Source organism: Rickettsia endosymbiont of Nabis limbatus (assembly GCF_965196655.1).
Classification (GTDB): Bacteria; Pseudomonadota; Alphaproteobacteria; order Rickettsiales; family Rickettsiaceae; genus Rickettsia.
Window position 1 is genome coordinate 1,085,299 of the sequence record NZ_OZ239771.1, and the last position, 13,553, is coordinate 1,098,851.

Sequence of the window (13,553 nt, forward strand, 5' to 3'; positions counted from 1 at the left end):
TTTTGATGTTGATAGCGTACGTGGATCGGTTTTTCGTCATTGCGGGGAAATTACAAAGTAATTGTACCTACGCAAATGCTAATTCATAGCATTTTTTATTATTTTCTAGATGCCGTGATCAAGCCACGGCATAACACCGAAAGTAGTTTTCGATTCACACAACAACGCCACCACAGGATGATGCATTCATAAGCTGATAATTTATGCTTGTTCTGCTTTATTATCTTCATCATCATTTTCATCTTCATCATTACTTGTAGTTTGAGATTCTTGGGCAGTACCAAGAGCATAAACACACAAATCTTCAAACGATACATTATTTTTTTTCGAAAGATCATATAACTGTTTTACTGCGTCCATAACAGCATCAGGAATAGTACCGCCTCGCTCATCTGATAACCATTTTGCTTGGAACTGCAATGGGTGATGTCCATCTTGTGGGGTACCTACATAAATAGCAAAATCAGCCTCTTGTCTTCCAAAGTTAGCTTTAATGTTGAATTTTTTCATAATACGATTACAGACATAAATGATACTCCTCGCAGCAGAGCTACGAGGTATCTATCCAAAAAGTTTTAACTGTTTTTGTTGAAATGCTTTATAAGAAGGTTTGCCTGAACCTTGATTTTTTACATAATTACGTAATTTCCGCTCATCACCATGTTTACATACTGTGCTCATAAAATATCCTTTACTCCAAAACTCACTTCCCCATAATTTTTCTTTAAGATTTGGATATTTCTTAAACATTTCCTTAGATGTAATACTTTTTATGATTTGAGTTATTTTTGTTGGGCTATACATTGGTATTGACTGTAGTAAAAAATGTACATGTTCTTTATCTACTCCTATTTCCAAAAATCTAATTTCATAACGAGCTTCTATGTCCTCACAAATTTTACATAAATAATCGTCTAGTTCCTCTTTGAATATTACTCTTCTATACTTTGCCGGTGTTACTAAATGATATATTAGTACTGTGACATTATCACTTTTATGTATATAACTGCTTTCTTCCATGCATCTAGTATATCACGAAGCAGACCTTCGGGGAATTAAACCCTAAGAGATTAACATGCTTAATTATTATATCTTAATGCTAAAAATGCAAATTTAAAATAATGTTTTGCTTAAGATTTTTTTAATTCTCTAGTAATGTAACGATTTGAGTATATAAATTTATCACTAGAATCTACAACTATGCCACCTGCTTCTTTAATAAAAAGATCAAAAGAATAATATAATGTAAAATTTAATAATGGTAAATATATTAAATCCGCCTTGCCTGATGCTAAAAGCATTGCTGCATAACAGGGAGAACCAAAAGTTCTACTGTTATTAGTTTCTTGAAAGTTATTGTTTTTTAAATCTTCAATAATTGTTAGACAATTTTCCAAATTAGCGTTATCAAAAACTCTTAACCTTAAACCTTTATGATTAGAACCTAAATCATTTTTTTCTACCCAAGCCCCTCTACCCTTTTCAGCATAATAAATCTCATTAAGAATTGGAAAATATATAATAGTAGAAACAGGTGTTAGACCATCTTGATTTTGCTTCAGACAAGTTATTGATACAGCAAAAAAAGGAAGACTTCTAGCAAAATTATTTGGACTATCTATAGGATTTACTAAAAAAACAGTTTCATAATTATTGTTGGGATCAAATGGATCTTCAGGAAAAAATAAATATTTCGTATGTTTTTGTAATTCCTCACATAACAAAGTTTTTAGTCTTAAATAAGATCGCTTACAAAATTCTTCATTTCTAATAGGATTTTTCTGAAGCATTTCAAGCTCTAAAAAATCTCTATGCACAAACTTAACTGCTTTACGCAGTGAATTGATTAATAAATTAGTTATAGGCTGCATTTAGTTTTTAGCCCTTTCAACATAGGTTAAATCTTCAGTCTTAACAACAATTTTTTCACCTATTGCTAGATATTGAGGTACTTTTACCTTAACACCATTTGCAAGGGTAGCTGGTTTGTATGAAGCGGTAGCAGTTGCTCCTTTTATTACCGGATCAGTTTCAATAATTTCTAGTATAACTGTTGCAGGGAGCTCAATACTTAAAGGTTTTTCACTATAAAACTCAACTTTAACAATCATATTTTCAGTTAAAAAAGGTAACTTTTCATCTAAAATTTCTTTGCTTACACTTATCTGCTCAAAGGTCTGATTATCCATCAATACTATATTATTATCTTCAAAATATAAAAATTGATAGTCTTTTTGTTCAAGTTCAGCTTTTTCTAAGTGATCTGAAGAACTAAATCTTTCGTTACGCTTTGTGCCAGTTTTTAGATTTTTCATCTCAACTTGTACATAAGCACCGCCCTTTCCAGGCTGAGTATGCTCAGGTTGTTTGCTTACGACCCATAAATAGTTTTTATAAACTAATATATTACCTGTTCTAATTGAATTTGCTGAAATTTTCATATATTATTACACTTAAACCTACTTTAAAAAAATATAAATATACAAATTATTTCCTTTAAAAACAAGAATTTAATCTTATGAGTGCAAACATATTAATAGTAGACGATATAGAAACGAATATTAAATTACTAGAAGCAAAGCTTTTAAATGAGTATTATACTGTTTTTAAAGCAAATAGCGGCAAAGAGGCTTTAGATATTCTAAAAAAAGAGAAAGTTGATATAGTACTTCTTGATGTTATGATGCCTGAGATGGATGGATTTGAAGTATGCAAAAAAATTAAATCTGATCCTGAAACTACCCATATTCCTGTAGTAATGGTAACTGCTCTTTCTGATGTGGATGATCGTGTCAAAGGGTTAGAGGCTGGTGCAGATGAGTTTTTGACAAAGCCAATTAATGATAATGCTCTTTTTATAAGAATTAAATCATTATCAAGAATGAAGAGCTTAATTGATGAGTTAAAAGTTCGTAATAGTACTAATGCATTACTTGGTGGTGTTAATATTGAAATACATGATAATTTTGCAGATAAAAAAATATTGCTAATTAACGATGACGTAGTACAAGCTAAGAACATAAAACAAATGTTGCTTAAAATTACATCGAACGTAAAAGTAATAAGTAATTCCGAAGAAACAGATACTATAAATGAATATAAACCTGATCTAATAGTAATTAGTAGTACCCTTGAAAATGAAGATCCTTTAAGAGTAGGAGCTATTTTAAGAGGCAAACCGGAAATAAGAGGAGTAATATTAATTTTACAAATTTATGAAGATGAAAATGGAAACGAAAATCAAATGCAATTAGTTATGAAAGGATTTGAACTTGGCATTAATGATTATTTTGTTTATCCTATTGATGAAAGTGAGCTAGCTGCAAGAATTAAAACCCAATTAAGACGTAAGCAATATCAAGATAATTTACGTAATGATTTAGAACAAAGCGTAAATTTAGCAGCTAAAGACGGATTAACAGGTTTATTTAATCGCCGTTATTTTGATGTACACATTAAGCAGATGGTCGAAAAGGCTAATAAAGAGGACATAAAATTATATTTGCTTATGTGCGATATCGATAATTTTAAGCATGTAAATGATACTTATGGACACCAAGCAGGAGATAAAGTTTTAATAACCACTTCTCGTATTTTAAAAAATACCTTTAGAGTAACTGATTTAATAGCAAGATTTGGTGGTGAAGAATTTACTATACTTTTAAATGATATAAATATTGACCAAGCAATATATACAGCAGAGCGAGTTAGAGTTAAAATAGAAAGCATGAACTTTCAAATAGACGAACAAGAAGAACCTTTAAAAAAGACTGTATCTATAGGGGTCACAGAATATAAAAAAGGTGAATCAATTGAAGATTTTATTGAACGCTCGGACAAAGCTATGTATGAAGCTAAAACAACTGGTAAAAATAAAGTTGTAAAACTATAATTATGAATAAAACTTATAAAAAACATCTTGCTTTACCTTATAGACCAGGCGTTGGTATGATGATATTAAACGCCGATAATAAAATATTTGTTGGTAAGCGAATAGATACTAAAATCTCTGCATGGCAAATGCCTCAAGGTGGAATAGTACCTGGCGAAACTCCAAGTATTGCAGCTATGCGTGAAATGCTAGAAGAAATAGGAAGTAGCAAGGGCTATATAATTGCTGAAAGTAAATGCTGGTATAGTTACGATGTACCAAGTTTTTTAATTCCTAAATTATGGAATGGTAATTTTCGTGGGCAAAAACAACGTTGGTTCTTAATTAGATTCACCGGCACTAATGAAGATATTAACATAAATACTCTTAACCCAGAATTTGACGAGTGGCGTTGGGCATCACTTGACGAATTACTATCAATCATTATTCCATTCAAACGTAAGCTCTACCAAGCGGTAGTTAAAGAATTCGAGTCATTGATTCAGTAGTCTGCACTATGTAGAAGTTAAGATTTGATCTTACAGACACTATAAAAATTATATCTGAATATCTGATAAATTATGACTGTCAGATAAGTATTCAAGATATAAGATTTCATTGTTCTTTTCAATAGCTAATTTCTTACTATCCTTAAAAGTTTGCATAGGCGTTTTACCATAACAATATTTTCCTGAATGTGGTCGCTCATTATTGAAATGCTCTAACCAAATATCAAGATCTAATTGTAAATCATCAAGATCAGTGTAGATCTTTTTCCGCATAGCTGTATCAAAGAATTCTTGTTTCATAGTTTTATTAAAACGTTCACACATACCATTTGTTTGAGGAGAATATGCTTTAGTAATAGTATGTTCTATACCTTCGATACTTAGAAATAATTCAAAAGCATGATGCTCTATATTTCCCTTATATTCTGACCCACAATCTGTCAGAATACGAAGTATTGGTATGCCTTGAGTTTCATACCATGGTAACACGCGGTCATTAAGCATATCAGCAGCAGTTAAAGCTGTTTTATCAGTATATAGTTTAGCATCAGCTACTCTGCTATAGCTATCAATAAATACCTGAGAATAAACCTTACCTATACCCTTAAAATTTCCTACATAATATGTATCTTGGCATCCTAGATAACCTGAATGCTGTGTCTCAATCTCGCCATGGGCTTCTTTTTCGCTACGTCGTTTCTCTAGTACTTGTAACTGAGATTCAGTAAGTACAATACCATCCTGAGCCATCCTTGCTTCTAATGCTTTAAGCCTTTTATTGATATTGTTTAAATCATTACGTAACCAAATTGATCTCACTCCTCCAGGTGATACAAGTATACCGCTCTTCTTAAGCTCATTTGATACTCGAATCTGTCCATATGCTGGATATTCTATCCATATCCATTACTGCTTTCTCTATCGCTGGATCAACTCTATTCGCTATTATTGGCTTCTTCCGGCTAATCTCATACAACGCTTCTTCACCACCAGTTTCATACAGTTCTTTAAATCTGTAATAACTATCTCTGCTATAGCCCATCGCTTTACATGCTGATGATATGCTACCAAGACTCTTAGCGAGTTCTAGTAATCCTAATTTTGGCTTTATTATTTTTTGATTTAAGTTCATTTCTTATCTCCATTTAATCTCTTAGGGTTTAATTCCCCGAAGCTCTGCTTCGTGATATACTAGATGCATGGAAGAAAGCAGTTATATACATAAAAGTGATAATGTCACAGTACTAATATATCATTTAGTAACACCGGCAAAGTATAGAAGAGTAATATTCAATGAGGAACTAGACTATCAAAACTTACGCTATGTTTTATGATAAATGGTTTAATACTGGGGTTTTATTAAAATCCTCTAATATGAATAAACAGCTTCCAGTCAAGCTGTTTAGTTACATTTGAGATAACATAGCGTAAGTTTTGTCATTATTTTGCAATGTCATGGTTGCTACTTTATTGTTTTTATTAATATCTATTTTTACCGGCATAATAGTAAAATTAGCAGCAGAGGATAGATTTGAAAATAATATCAGTAAAAAAATCACCAAATTAAAATATTTTTTTAACATATGACCTTATAATTATTAAGTTTAGATATTTATGGAACTGTTATGCTTACTCCGATTTGATCGGTATAAGCATCTGCTGGTGCTGTTGTTTGACCTGAGGGTATACGACCATAAACAGTATAGGTTTGAGCAAGCCCTGTACCTGTTCCTTGCGGTGAATCATTGTTATTTGCATTATTTCCCCAATTAATAGTTCTAGCAGAATCAGAATAAATAAAATAATTAAGGGTACTACTAGTAACAGTCCCTTGCATTTTACGAGCAGTAGTAGAAGTACCATGCTGACCTTGATCTAATTTTACATGATAAGATGTGCCAGTAGTACAAATTACACTAATAGTACTTGTTTTATCACTATTAGACTGAGAGGTGTAGGGGTCAAAATTTAAGGGGGTTGCTGTAACTGTACATGACGGCAAAACTGTTGCAGTAACTGCAAAATTTGTTGTAGCAGTAGCGAAAATTTTACTACTATTTAGTATTAAAATACCAATAGCAATAATATTAAGTAAGATCTTAAGGTTATTCCTCATAAATATCCTAAATTTTAATTAAAAAATAATTAATTTCTATTATTTATTTTTTACAAATCTTAACAATTTTACAAGAATAGTTTAAAAAATAGTTATATTTTAAATAAAATTTATGATATTTTTCCCACAGAGTTTTTAAAGTCATAAACTTGTTTTATTTTATATCTATTCTATTATTAATTAAAAAAATAATATTATTATTGTACTATTAGTAGAAAATGTATATAGTGCGTTTTATATTAATAGTGCATCAATAATTAAGTGTCTACAAAGCCTAAACACGACGAAATTATCCGAAGTGCGTTTGAAAATCCTTTAGTTTCTAAAGAGTTTTTTGAGATGCATTTACCATCTCATATACAAAACTTGCTTTCTTTCGAAACTCTTAAAATGTAAAAAGACAGTTTTGTAGACAAAGAACTTAAGAAATCGATAGTAGATATTTTATTTTCTGCTAAATTCGGAGATAACAAAGGTTACTTGTTTCTGTTGCTCGAACATCAAAGCATATCTAAATATAATATGGCTTTGCGGTTATTTAAATATATGTTTAAAATTGCTGAATACCACAAGAAAGCAACAAAAAGCAAAAAGTTTCCTTTCATATATCCTTTGATATTTTATAACGGTGTACAAAAATATAATACTCCACGAAATCTATGGGAACTATTTGAAAATAGTGAACTTGTAAAAGCTACATGGAGCGGTGATTATCAATTAATCAATGTTCATGATATTCCGGACGAAAAATTGAAAGAAAAAGCATGGTCAGGAATGTTACAGTTTTTTATGAAGCATATTCACGAACGTGATCTGTTAAAAAGGTGGGAAAAGGTATCTGATCTTTTACCTAAATTTGCTAAAGTTAATATTGGTATTGATCACATAGAACTAATTTTATGCTACACTTTGACCAAGATTAAGCAAAAGTGATATAATAGAAGTAGAAAAACTACTTAAATCAAAATTAAATCCTAAAAAAAGAGAGAACATTATGAAAAGTATAGCTCAGCATTGGATACAACAAGGTAGAGAAGAAGAAAAAGCTATTATGACAGAGAAAATGCTAAAAGAAGGTATACCATTAGAGTCTGTTATAAAAATTACAGAATTATTTAAAGAAGATTTAGAAAAATAAATATTATGAAAAGTATAGCTCACCTTTGGATGCAACAAGGTAGAGAAGAGGAAAAAGCTATTATGGCAAAAAAAATGCTAGAAAAGAATAAACCTTTAGATGAAATAATATATTTCACAGATTTAGCCAAAGAAGAAGTTGAAAAGTTAAAGTAATAATATTTAAAATTGAAAAAACTATAAGGATATAGCATATCATTTTAAAGAGCGTAATAATATCTATGGACCTATAAAAGATTTTCTGAATTTTATAACAGATATTAATGGGTTAGCTATTAAAGATATTTCTTCAGAGATTGCGGCTAAAAGCATTTCTCTTATTCAGGAGTTTCGCACTTAGAGCCTGTCTTGAAAGTGTATTGAGAACAAAAACAATACACTAATTCATAGCAAGCAGTTTACAATTTGTATAAAAAAGCAGTAATTTTGCTAAAAATTGTAAATTTTTTGATACATCAAACAGTGCTAAAGTAATATGTTGCAGTACTATTTAATGAGCATATTCGTCTTTCAAGATAGGCTCTTAGCAAAGAATATGGTAATCTAGAGAAAAATAGTTTTAGATAAAAATGACAAGATCAAAATGTAGCAAAGATTTATATCAATCGTTTTTACAAGCAAGTAGTGTAAGATATACTGGCAAAGCATTATCTGAAGTAAGCCCAGTAGATCTATCGCACGATAGTGCAAGTCGATGGTTAAAGAGTAAAGATTTTCGCCCTAGCGAAATCTATAGCAAAGTGTCAAAATATCTTGATCTAGAGGAGCCTTGTTTATTAGTAGGAGATGACACCTTATTGTCAAAGCAATACAGTAAGAGGATCGAGCTTGTAAAGTATCAATATTCTGGGGCTGTACATGATGTTATACCTGGTATAGGAATGGTAAACTTACTGCATTACAATACTCAAATTGATCAATCTACTCCTGTAGATTATAGAATATATGATAAAGAAACTGATGGCAAAACAAAGAACGAGCATTTTTGTGATATGCTTACTTTAGCTAAAGAAAGAGGTATCAATCCTGATGCCATAGTCATGGATGCTTGGTATAGTGGTTTGGATAATTTAAAACATATACGTAATTTAGGTTGGATATGGGTTACTAACCTAAGAAGAAATAGAAAAGTTAATCGTAATGTTAGCTTGGACACTTTGGAGATTCCCGATGAAGGGCTAAAAATTCATCTACGTGGATACGGTTGGGTAACGGTATTTAAGTTTGTGGCAAAAAATGGTCGCATTGATTACATAACAACTAATTTAGAAAACCCTACACGTGAGCAAATAGAGAAAATTGTTAAGGCACGTTGGTCTATAGAAGTTTATCATCGAGAATTAAAACAAACTTGTGGTATTGAAAGCTGTCAGGCACGCACGGGTCGAGCTCAAAGAAATCATATTTGCCTTGCTGTATTGGCATGGCTTGATATGAACAAAAGGAGGATAAATGAAAAAATTACTTTATATCAACAAACTTGGGAAGTTATAAAAACATCAATTCAGAATAACATTAGATGGCTTCTAACTGATATGCAATTTTCCTAAGTGCGAAACTCCTGTTATTGATGATTTTCATGGCAATCCAGCCGATAAAATCGTTTTGTAGCAAGGGCAAAAAGTCTTGAGGCTACATTACTTACTAGAGATCAAAAAACTCTTACTTAGGCTAAATTAAGGTATATTAAATCAATATCTATTTAAACATTATAATTAATAATAATTGATTATTTCCCCAATATTCAATAAAATCCTGTTTTAAAATCAAATATAGAAAACAATGCATAATACCGATGTTTTAATAATAGGGGCTGGTCCTGTCGGATTATTTGCCATTTTTCAAGCAGGAATGCTAGGAATGAAGTGCCACGTAATAGATGCACAAGAGGTTATAGGAGGACAATGTATTACCCTGTACCCTGAAAAACCTATTTACGATATACCAGCATACCCTAAAATTGCCGCAGCCGAGCTAATAAAACAGCTAGAATTGCAAGTAGCTCCGTTTAATCCGGTTTATCACTTAAATCAACAAGCGGTAGAACTAAAAAAAGAAGGTGAATTTTTTGAAGTAAAAACCTCAAAAGATATTGTTATTAAAAGCAAAGTAATTATTATTGCGGCAGGAGCTGGCTCATTTGGTCCCAACAAACCTCCCCTTACAAATATCGAAGAATTTGAGAATGAATCAGTTTTTTACTTTATTAATAACCGAAGTAAATTTACAGGTAAAAATATAGTTATAGCAGGTGGTGGTGATTCGGCGGTTGATTGGGCTATTTCTCTTTCTGAGATTGCTAATAAAATATATTTAGTTCATAGACGTGATAAATTTAGAGCAGCAAATGAAAGTTTAAGACAATTAAAAGATATAGCAAAAAGTAGGAAAATTGAGTTAGTTACCGGTTATCAATTAGATTCATTAGAGGGAAATAATGGCGAACTTCAAGCTGTTATAGTTAGAGACTTACAAAATAATACACGTAAATTAGATGCTAATATATTATTGCCATTTTTTGGTTTGAAGCAGGAATTAGGTAATTTAATAAATTGGGGACTTGATATAAAGCTTCACCACATCGAAGTCGATCCTGTGCATTACCAAACTAATATTTCAGGTATATATGCTATTGGTGATGTCGCTTATTATGATGGTAAGCTTAAACTAATTCTTACTGGTTTTGCCGAAGCAGCAAGCAGTCTCCACCATGCTTATGGTAAAGTATTTGATGGCAAGGCTCTACATTTTGAGTACTCAACTACTAAATTCGGAGAAGCAAATAAGAGTGAATAACGTAATTGATAGCAAAGCTTTAGCAAATGAAATATTGAGTGAATTAAAGCATGAAGTTCAAAGGCTTAAGGATAAAACAGGAGAATCACCAAAACTAGCAATAGTCTTAGTTGGTGACAATCCTGCAAGTATTATTTATGTCAAAAATAAAATAAAACATGCTAATAAAATAGGTATTGATACTTTATTATTAAATCTTCCTATTATTATAAAAACAGAAGATTTAATAGCAAAAATCAATGAATTAAATCTTGATCAACATATTTCAGGAATTATAGTTCAACTTCCTTTACCAGAATCTATAGACAAAAATAAAATCTTGTCTGCCATCTCACCTTATAAAGATGTTGATGGTTTTCATCCTTTAAATGTTGGTTACTTACATAGCGGAATTGATAGCGGTTTTGTACCCTGCACTGCCCTTGGTTGCCTTGAGGTAATTAAGAAATATGAGCCAAATTTAAGCGGTAAAAATGCTGTAATTATTGGACGCTCAAATATCGTCGGCAAACCTTTGAGTGCATTACTTCTAAAAGAAGATTGCAGTGTAACTATTTGCCACTCTAAATCACAGAATTTAAGCTCCATTACCACTAAAGCCGATATCGTTGTTGCAGCTATCGGCTCACCTCTAAAACTGACTTCTAAATATTTTAAGCCAGATGCGATAGTAATTGACGTAGGGATTAATAGGATCGGCGGTAATAAAATTATTGGCGACGTCGATTTTGAAAATGTTAAATCTAAAGTTAAATATATTACCCCCGTTCCAGGTGGCATCGGACCTATGACTATTGCTTTTTTACTTAAAAATACAGTACAGGCATTTAAGATGTATAACTAAGAATATTGCTGGGGGGCTCTATGTTATTTCCACTTAAGGCTTGCCCCACGTGGATCAAAAAACGCTCTTGGTGTCATTCTAGTTGCTTGACCACAGCATCCAGAAAAACAATAAAAAATACTAATTATATTAGCAAAACTTACGCTATGTTTGGTTCTAAATATCGTAAAGATGGAGAACGAAGCTGTTGTTGCATATAGTCATCTAAAAGCCCTAACTTTATTTGGTAGACCGTTTTACCTATTTTATTTGCAGTTCTTTTGAGAAAAGCCCAAACTAGAAATGCACAACTAATGTGATTACGTTGGATACGCTGTTTTCTGCATTGGCAACGTTCTATACCAGTCAGTTGCTTAATTTTTCTATGCATGCTCTCAATTACCCATCGCAAGCCAAACTCATCTTGTGCAGCTTTAGAAGATTTTTGAGTTTTGTTATTGGTAACAACATAATCAACTCTGTTGGTAGAAACAGTAAATTTAAACAAATTAACATGCTTATTTTTGGCAAATCCTTTTATATGAATCTCCATTCCATTCTTAATTTCTTCATCTGAAAACGTCAACTTGCTAACAGCTTTATAGGGACTGTTGCGAGATGAGAGGGTAGCAGGTATAATAAAAAAATAAAAAATATGTTTATATGTCAGAGTATCAAATGCTAATGGTAAGTTTAGATGAGTTAGTAAATGCGGATCATCAATATCGTAAATTCAAAAGTTTATTCAAATTCAAAGCAGTTGAAGCTGAGTTATTAGCATTAGAATGCGAAGCTAATTATAAAGGATATGGTATAGAGAGGCTGTTTAAATGTTTGCTGCTACAATTTATGGAAGACTTATCTGATCGGGAATTAGAACGTTATTTAGCTGATAGCACAGCGGCGAAATGGTTTTGTAATTTTGCTCTTACAGAAAAGACACCTGATTATAGTGTATTTAGTAAAATACGTAAAAAAATAGGTACTAATTTACTATCAAAAATATTTACAAAATTCCGCGATCAACTACGAGTACAAGGCTATATGGGTGAAGTATTTACCTTTGTAGATGCTTCTCATTTAATCTCAAAAGCTAATCTCTGGGAGGAACGTGATAAACTAAGAGCACAAAAATATGATAAATTGAATAATGAGACTTTGCCTAAGGTTGCAAAGGATAAACAAGCCAAAATTGGCTGTAAGGGAGGGAATAAATTTTGGTATGGTTATAAAAAACATGTGAGTGTTGATATTCAATCAGGCATGATCAATAAGGTTGCAGTTACCCCTGCAAATGTTACCGATAGCAAAGGTTTTAAGCATGTTATGCCAAGTTCTGGTGCTACATATGTTGATAAAGGTTATTGTACAATCTCTACCAAGAATGCAGCAGCTAAAAAGGGAGTCCATCTTTGTGCAATAAAGAAAAATAATATGAAAGATAAGAATTTTGACCTTGATAAATATTATACGAAAATCAGAGCACCTTTCGAGATGGTATTTTCAAAAGATAATAAGCGGGTTAGATATATAGGAATTGCCAAAAATCAATTCTCCGAATTTATGAATGCCATATGTTTTAATTTAAAACGATTAGTGGTTTTAACAACTTTAATGGCTTAAAGAAATTTATTAATAAAAATTCTAACTCTGTAAACAAATCTCTATTAAATTACTACACTATTGAATAACATTTATCTCTATATTAAACAGAATTTCTTTTTTAAAATATTTATTACCTCCTTTCCTCTTATTTTACTATCAAAAATTATCTTTCAACGACCCCTTATAAGGCTCGTAATCACACGTTTTACTAACATTTCTATTGGCTTTAATAGGGGCATAATAATATTTGCCCAAGGAGTCAACATGTTGCATAATTTTGTGTGTAGCATACCATGTGTCAAAAAGTACAGTTTGAAAAGGAATCTTTTTACTATAAACAGCATTATTGAACATCTTTAGTAGGTGATCTAGTTTCGTCGCTCCATTGTCATTGCTAAAGTAAAAGGGACCAGTAAATTGCACGAAAAAGGGACCAGAGAATTTGGTGTAACCTAATAAACGCGAGTTTCGTATTAAGATGCCTAAATTATAGTTAAGGAATTTGCCACAATCCTGATTTTTTAAGGCTTTTGGGAGATTGGATAAGTTTCATACTGTAATAATTGGAGTCAAAAAAGACAAATTGCTGAAAATTTATGCATTTTAAGCCCATTTTATAACAAAAACAGTATTATCAATATCCACCGTAACCCAGTATTTATCAGCTATACAGCGACTTTATGAATACGAAACTCG

14 protein-coding genes and 5 pseudogenes are annotated in these 13,553 nt (G+C 31.5%); 10 read left to right on the forward strand and 9 right to left on the reverse strand.

Annotation, left to right across the window (positions count from 1 at the left end; translation table 11 throughout):
- Window positions 1-201 precede the first annotated feature (201 nt).
- From ACOAL3_RS06270 to efp, 4 genes are all read right to left on the reverse strand, one after another.
- On the reverse strand, window positions 202-510 hold the full coding sequence (locus ACOAL3_RS06270; RefSeq protein ID WP_419234604.1) for a DUF2610 domain-containing protein: 309 nt from the start codon (window positions 508-510) through the stop codon (window positions 202-204).
- A 51-nt stretch (window positions 511-561) separates the two neighbouring features.
- Complete coding sequence (tnpA, locus tag ACOAL3_RS06275) at window positions 562-1,020, reverse strand: IS200/IS605 family transposase (RefSeq protein WP_419234605.1); 459 nt, start codon at window positions 1,018-1,020, stop codon at window positions 562-564.
- 110 nt (window positions 1,021-1,130) lie between these two features.
- Complete coding sequence (locus ACOAL3_RS06280; protein WP_419234606.1) at window positions 1,131-1,871, reverse strand: inositol monophosphatase family protein; 741 nt, start codon at window positions 1,869-1,871, stop codon at window positions 1,131-1,133.
- Window positions 1,872-2,441 carry an elongation factor P gene (gene efp, locus ACOAL3_RS06285; RefSeq protein WP_395476223.1) on the reverse strand — a complete coding sequence of 190 codons (570 nt, stop codon included), beginning with the start codon at window positions 2,439-2,441 and terminating at the stop codon, window positions 1,872-1,874.
- Between the two features lie 77 nt (window positions 2,442-2,518).
- Between efp and ACOAL3_RS06290 the strand changes: the two genes are divergently transcribed.
- Window positions 2,519-3,892 (forward strand): PleD family two-component system response regulator, encoded by a 1,374-nt coding sequence (locus ACOAL3_RS06290; RefSeq protein WP_395476224.1) that lies wholly within the window; start codon window positions 2,519-2,521, stop codon window positions 3,890-3,892.
- A 2-nt stretch (window positions 3,893-3,894) separates the two neighbouring features.
- Window positions 3,895-4,380, forward strand: a complete 486-nt coding sequence (locus tag ACOAL3_RS06295) for an RNA pyrophosphohydrolase (protein WP_395476225.1) — start codon at window positions 3,895-3,897, stop codon at window positions 4,378-4,380.
- A 48-nt stretch (window positions 4,381-4,428) separates the two neighbouring features.
- Here ACOAL3_RS06295 and ACOAL3_RS06300 read toward each other — a convergent pair.
- Window positions 4,429-5,512, reverse strand: a pseudogene (locus ACOAL3_RS06300) (IS481 family transposase).
- Window positions 5,513-5,579: 67 nt separating this feature from the next.
- On the opposite strand from ACOAL3_RS06300, the pseudogene ACOAL3_RS06305 reads away from it, so the two are divergent.
- A pseudogene (locus tag ACOAL3_RS06305) lies at window positions 5,580-5,687 on the forward strand (IS200/IS605 family transposase); the annotation flags it as partial.
- 99 nt (window positions 5,688-5,786) lie between these two features.
- On the opposite strand, the gene ACOAL3_RS06310 reads toward ACOAL3_RS06305, so the two are convergent.
- Together ACOAL3_RS06310 and ACOAL3_RS06315 are read right to left on the reverse strand one after the other, a co-directional pair.
- A complete protein-coding gene (locus ACOAL3_RS06310; protein WP_419234607.1) occupies window positions 5,787-5,963 on the reverse strand; it encodes a fimbrial biogenesis chaperone in 177 nt (58 codons plus the stop codon).
- Between the two features lie 29 nt (window positions 5,964-5,992).
- Window positions 5,993-6,496 carry a Csu type fimbrial protein gene (locus ACOAL3_RS06315; RefSeq protein WP_419234608.1) on the reverse strand — a complete coding sequence of 168 codons (504 nt, stop codon included), beginning with the start codon at window positions 6,494-6,496 and terminating at the stop codon, window positions 5,993-5,995.
- 261 nt (window positions 6,497-6,757) lie between these two features.
- Between ACOAL3_RS06315 and ACOAL3_RS06320 the strand changes: the two are divergent.
- The 6 genes and pseudogenes from ACOAL3_RS06320 (at window position 6,758) to folD (ending at window position 11,273) form a co-directional block, all read left to right on the forward strand.
- Window positions 6,758-7,429 (forward strand): annotated as a pseudogene (locus ACOAL3_RS06320) (Rpn family recombination-promoting nuclease/putative transposase).
- Window positions 7,430-7,490: 61 nt separating this feature from the next.
- Window positions 7,491-7,634, forward strand: a complete 144-nt coding sequence (locus ACOAL3_RS06325; RefSeq protein WP_419234609.1) for a hypothetical protein — start codon at window positions 7,491-7,493, stop codon at window positions 7,632-7,634.
- 5 nt (window positions 7,635-7,639) lie between these two features.
- Window positions 7,640-7,789, forward strand: coding sequence for a hypothetical protein (locus tag ACOAL3_RS06330; RefSeq protein ID WP_419234610.1), 150 nt, complete (start codon window positions 7,640-7,642; stop codon window positions 7,787-7,789).
- Between the two features lie 413 nt (window positions 7,790-8,202).
- A complete protein-coding gene (locus ACOAL3_RS06335) occupies window positions 8,203-9,183 on the forward strand; it encodes an IS701 family transposase (RefSeq protein WP_419234551.1) in 981 nt (326 codons plus the stop codon).
- 232 nt (window positions 9,184-9,415) lie between these two features.
- Window positions 9,416-10,429, forward strand: a complete 1,014-nt coding sequence (locus ACOAL3_RS06340; protein ID WP_419234611.1) for an NAD(P)/FAD-dependent oxidoreductase — start codon at window positions 9,416-9,418, stop codon at window positions 10,427-10,429.
- On the forward strand, window positions 10,422-11,273 hold the full coding sequence (gene folD / locus ACOAL3_RS06345; protein ID WP_419234612.1) for a bifunctional methylenetetrahydrofolate dehydrogenase/methenyltetrahydrofolate cyclohydrolase FolD: 852 nt from the start codon (window positions 10,422-10,424) through the stop codon (window positions 11,271-11,273). The genes ACOAL3_RS06340 and folD overlap by 8 nt, the downstream gene beginning before the upstream one ends.
- Before the next feature lie 139 nt (window positions 11,274-11,412).
- Here folD and ACOAL3_RS06350 read toward each other — a convergent pair.
- A pseudogene (locus ACOAL3_RS06350) lies at window positions 11,413-11,865 on the reverse strand (transposase); the annotation flags it as partial.
- A gap of 50 nt (window positions 11,866-11,915) precedes the next feature.
- Between ACOAL3_RS06350 and ACOAL3_RS06355 the strand changes: the two are divergent.
- Entirely contained in the window at window positions 11,916-12,875 is a 960-nt protein-coding gene (locus tag ACOAL3_RS06355; protein WP_419234543.1) for a transposase, read from the forward strand.
- Window positions 12,876-13,016: 141 nt separating this feature from the next.
- On the opposite strand, the pseudogene ACOAL3_RS06360 reads toward ACOAL3_RS06355, so the two are convergent.
- A pseudogene (locus ACOAL3_RS06360) lies at window positions 13,017-13,244 on the reverse strand (IS701 family transposase); the annotation flags it as partial.
- Window positions 13,245-13,553 lie beyond the last annotated feature (309 nt).

Bases quoted from the DNA above. Each gene is read 5' to 3' on its own strand.
- ACOAL3_RS06270 (WP_419234604.1), bottom strand. From the start codon at position 510: ATGAAAAAATTCAACATTAAAGCTAACTTTGGAAGACAAGAGGCTGAT.
- tnpA (WP_419234605.1), bottom strand. From the start codon at position 1,020: ATGGAAGAAAGCAGTTATATACATAAAAGTGATAATGTCACAGTACTA.
- ACOAL3_RS06280 (WP_419234606.1), bottom strand. From the start codon at position 1,871: ATGCAGCCTATAACTAATTTATTAATCAATTCACTGCGTAAAGCAGTT.
- efp (WP_395476223.1), bottom strand. From the start codon at position 2,441: ATGAAAATTTCAGCAAATTCAATTAGAACAGGTAATATATTAGTTTAT.
- ACOAL3_RS06290 (WP_395476224.1), top strand. From the start codon at position 2,519: ATGAGTGCAAACATATTAATAGTAGACGATATAGAAACGAATATTAAA.
- ACOAL3_RS06295 (WP_395476225.1), top strand. From the start codon at position 3,895: ATGAATAAAACTTATAAAAAACATCTTGCTTTACCTTATAGACCAGGC.
- ACOAL3_RS06310 (WP_419234607.1), bottom strand. From the start codon at position 5,963: ATGTTAAAAAAATATTTTAATTTGGTGATTTTTTTACTGATATTATTT.
- ACOAL3_RS06315 (WP_419234608.1), bottom strand. From the start codon at position 6,496: ATGAGGAATAACCTTAAGATCTTACTTAATATTATTGCTATTGGTATT.
- ACOAL3_RS06325 (WP_419234609.1), top strand. From the start codon at position 7,491: ATGAAAAGTATAGCTCAGCATTGGATACAACAAGGTAGAGAAGAAGAA.
- ACOAL3_RS06330 (WP_419234610.1), top strand. From the start codon at position 7,640: ATGAAAAGTATAGCTCACCTTTGGATGCAACAAGGTAGAGAAGAGGAA.
- ACOAL3_RS06335 (WP_419234551.1), top strand. From the start codon at position 8,203: ATGACAAGATCAAAATGTAGCAAAGATTTATATCAATCGTTTTTACAA.
- ACOAL3_RS06340 (WP_419234611.1), top strand. From the start codon at position 9,416: ATGCATAATACCGATGTTTTAATAATAGGGGCTGGTCCTGTCGGATTA.
- ACOAL3_RS06355 (WP_419234543.1), top strand. From the start codon at position 11,916: ATGTCAGAGTATCAAATGCTAATGGTAAGTTTAGATGAGTTAGTAAAT.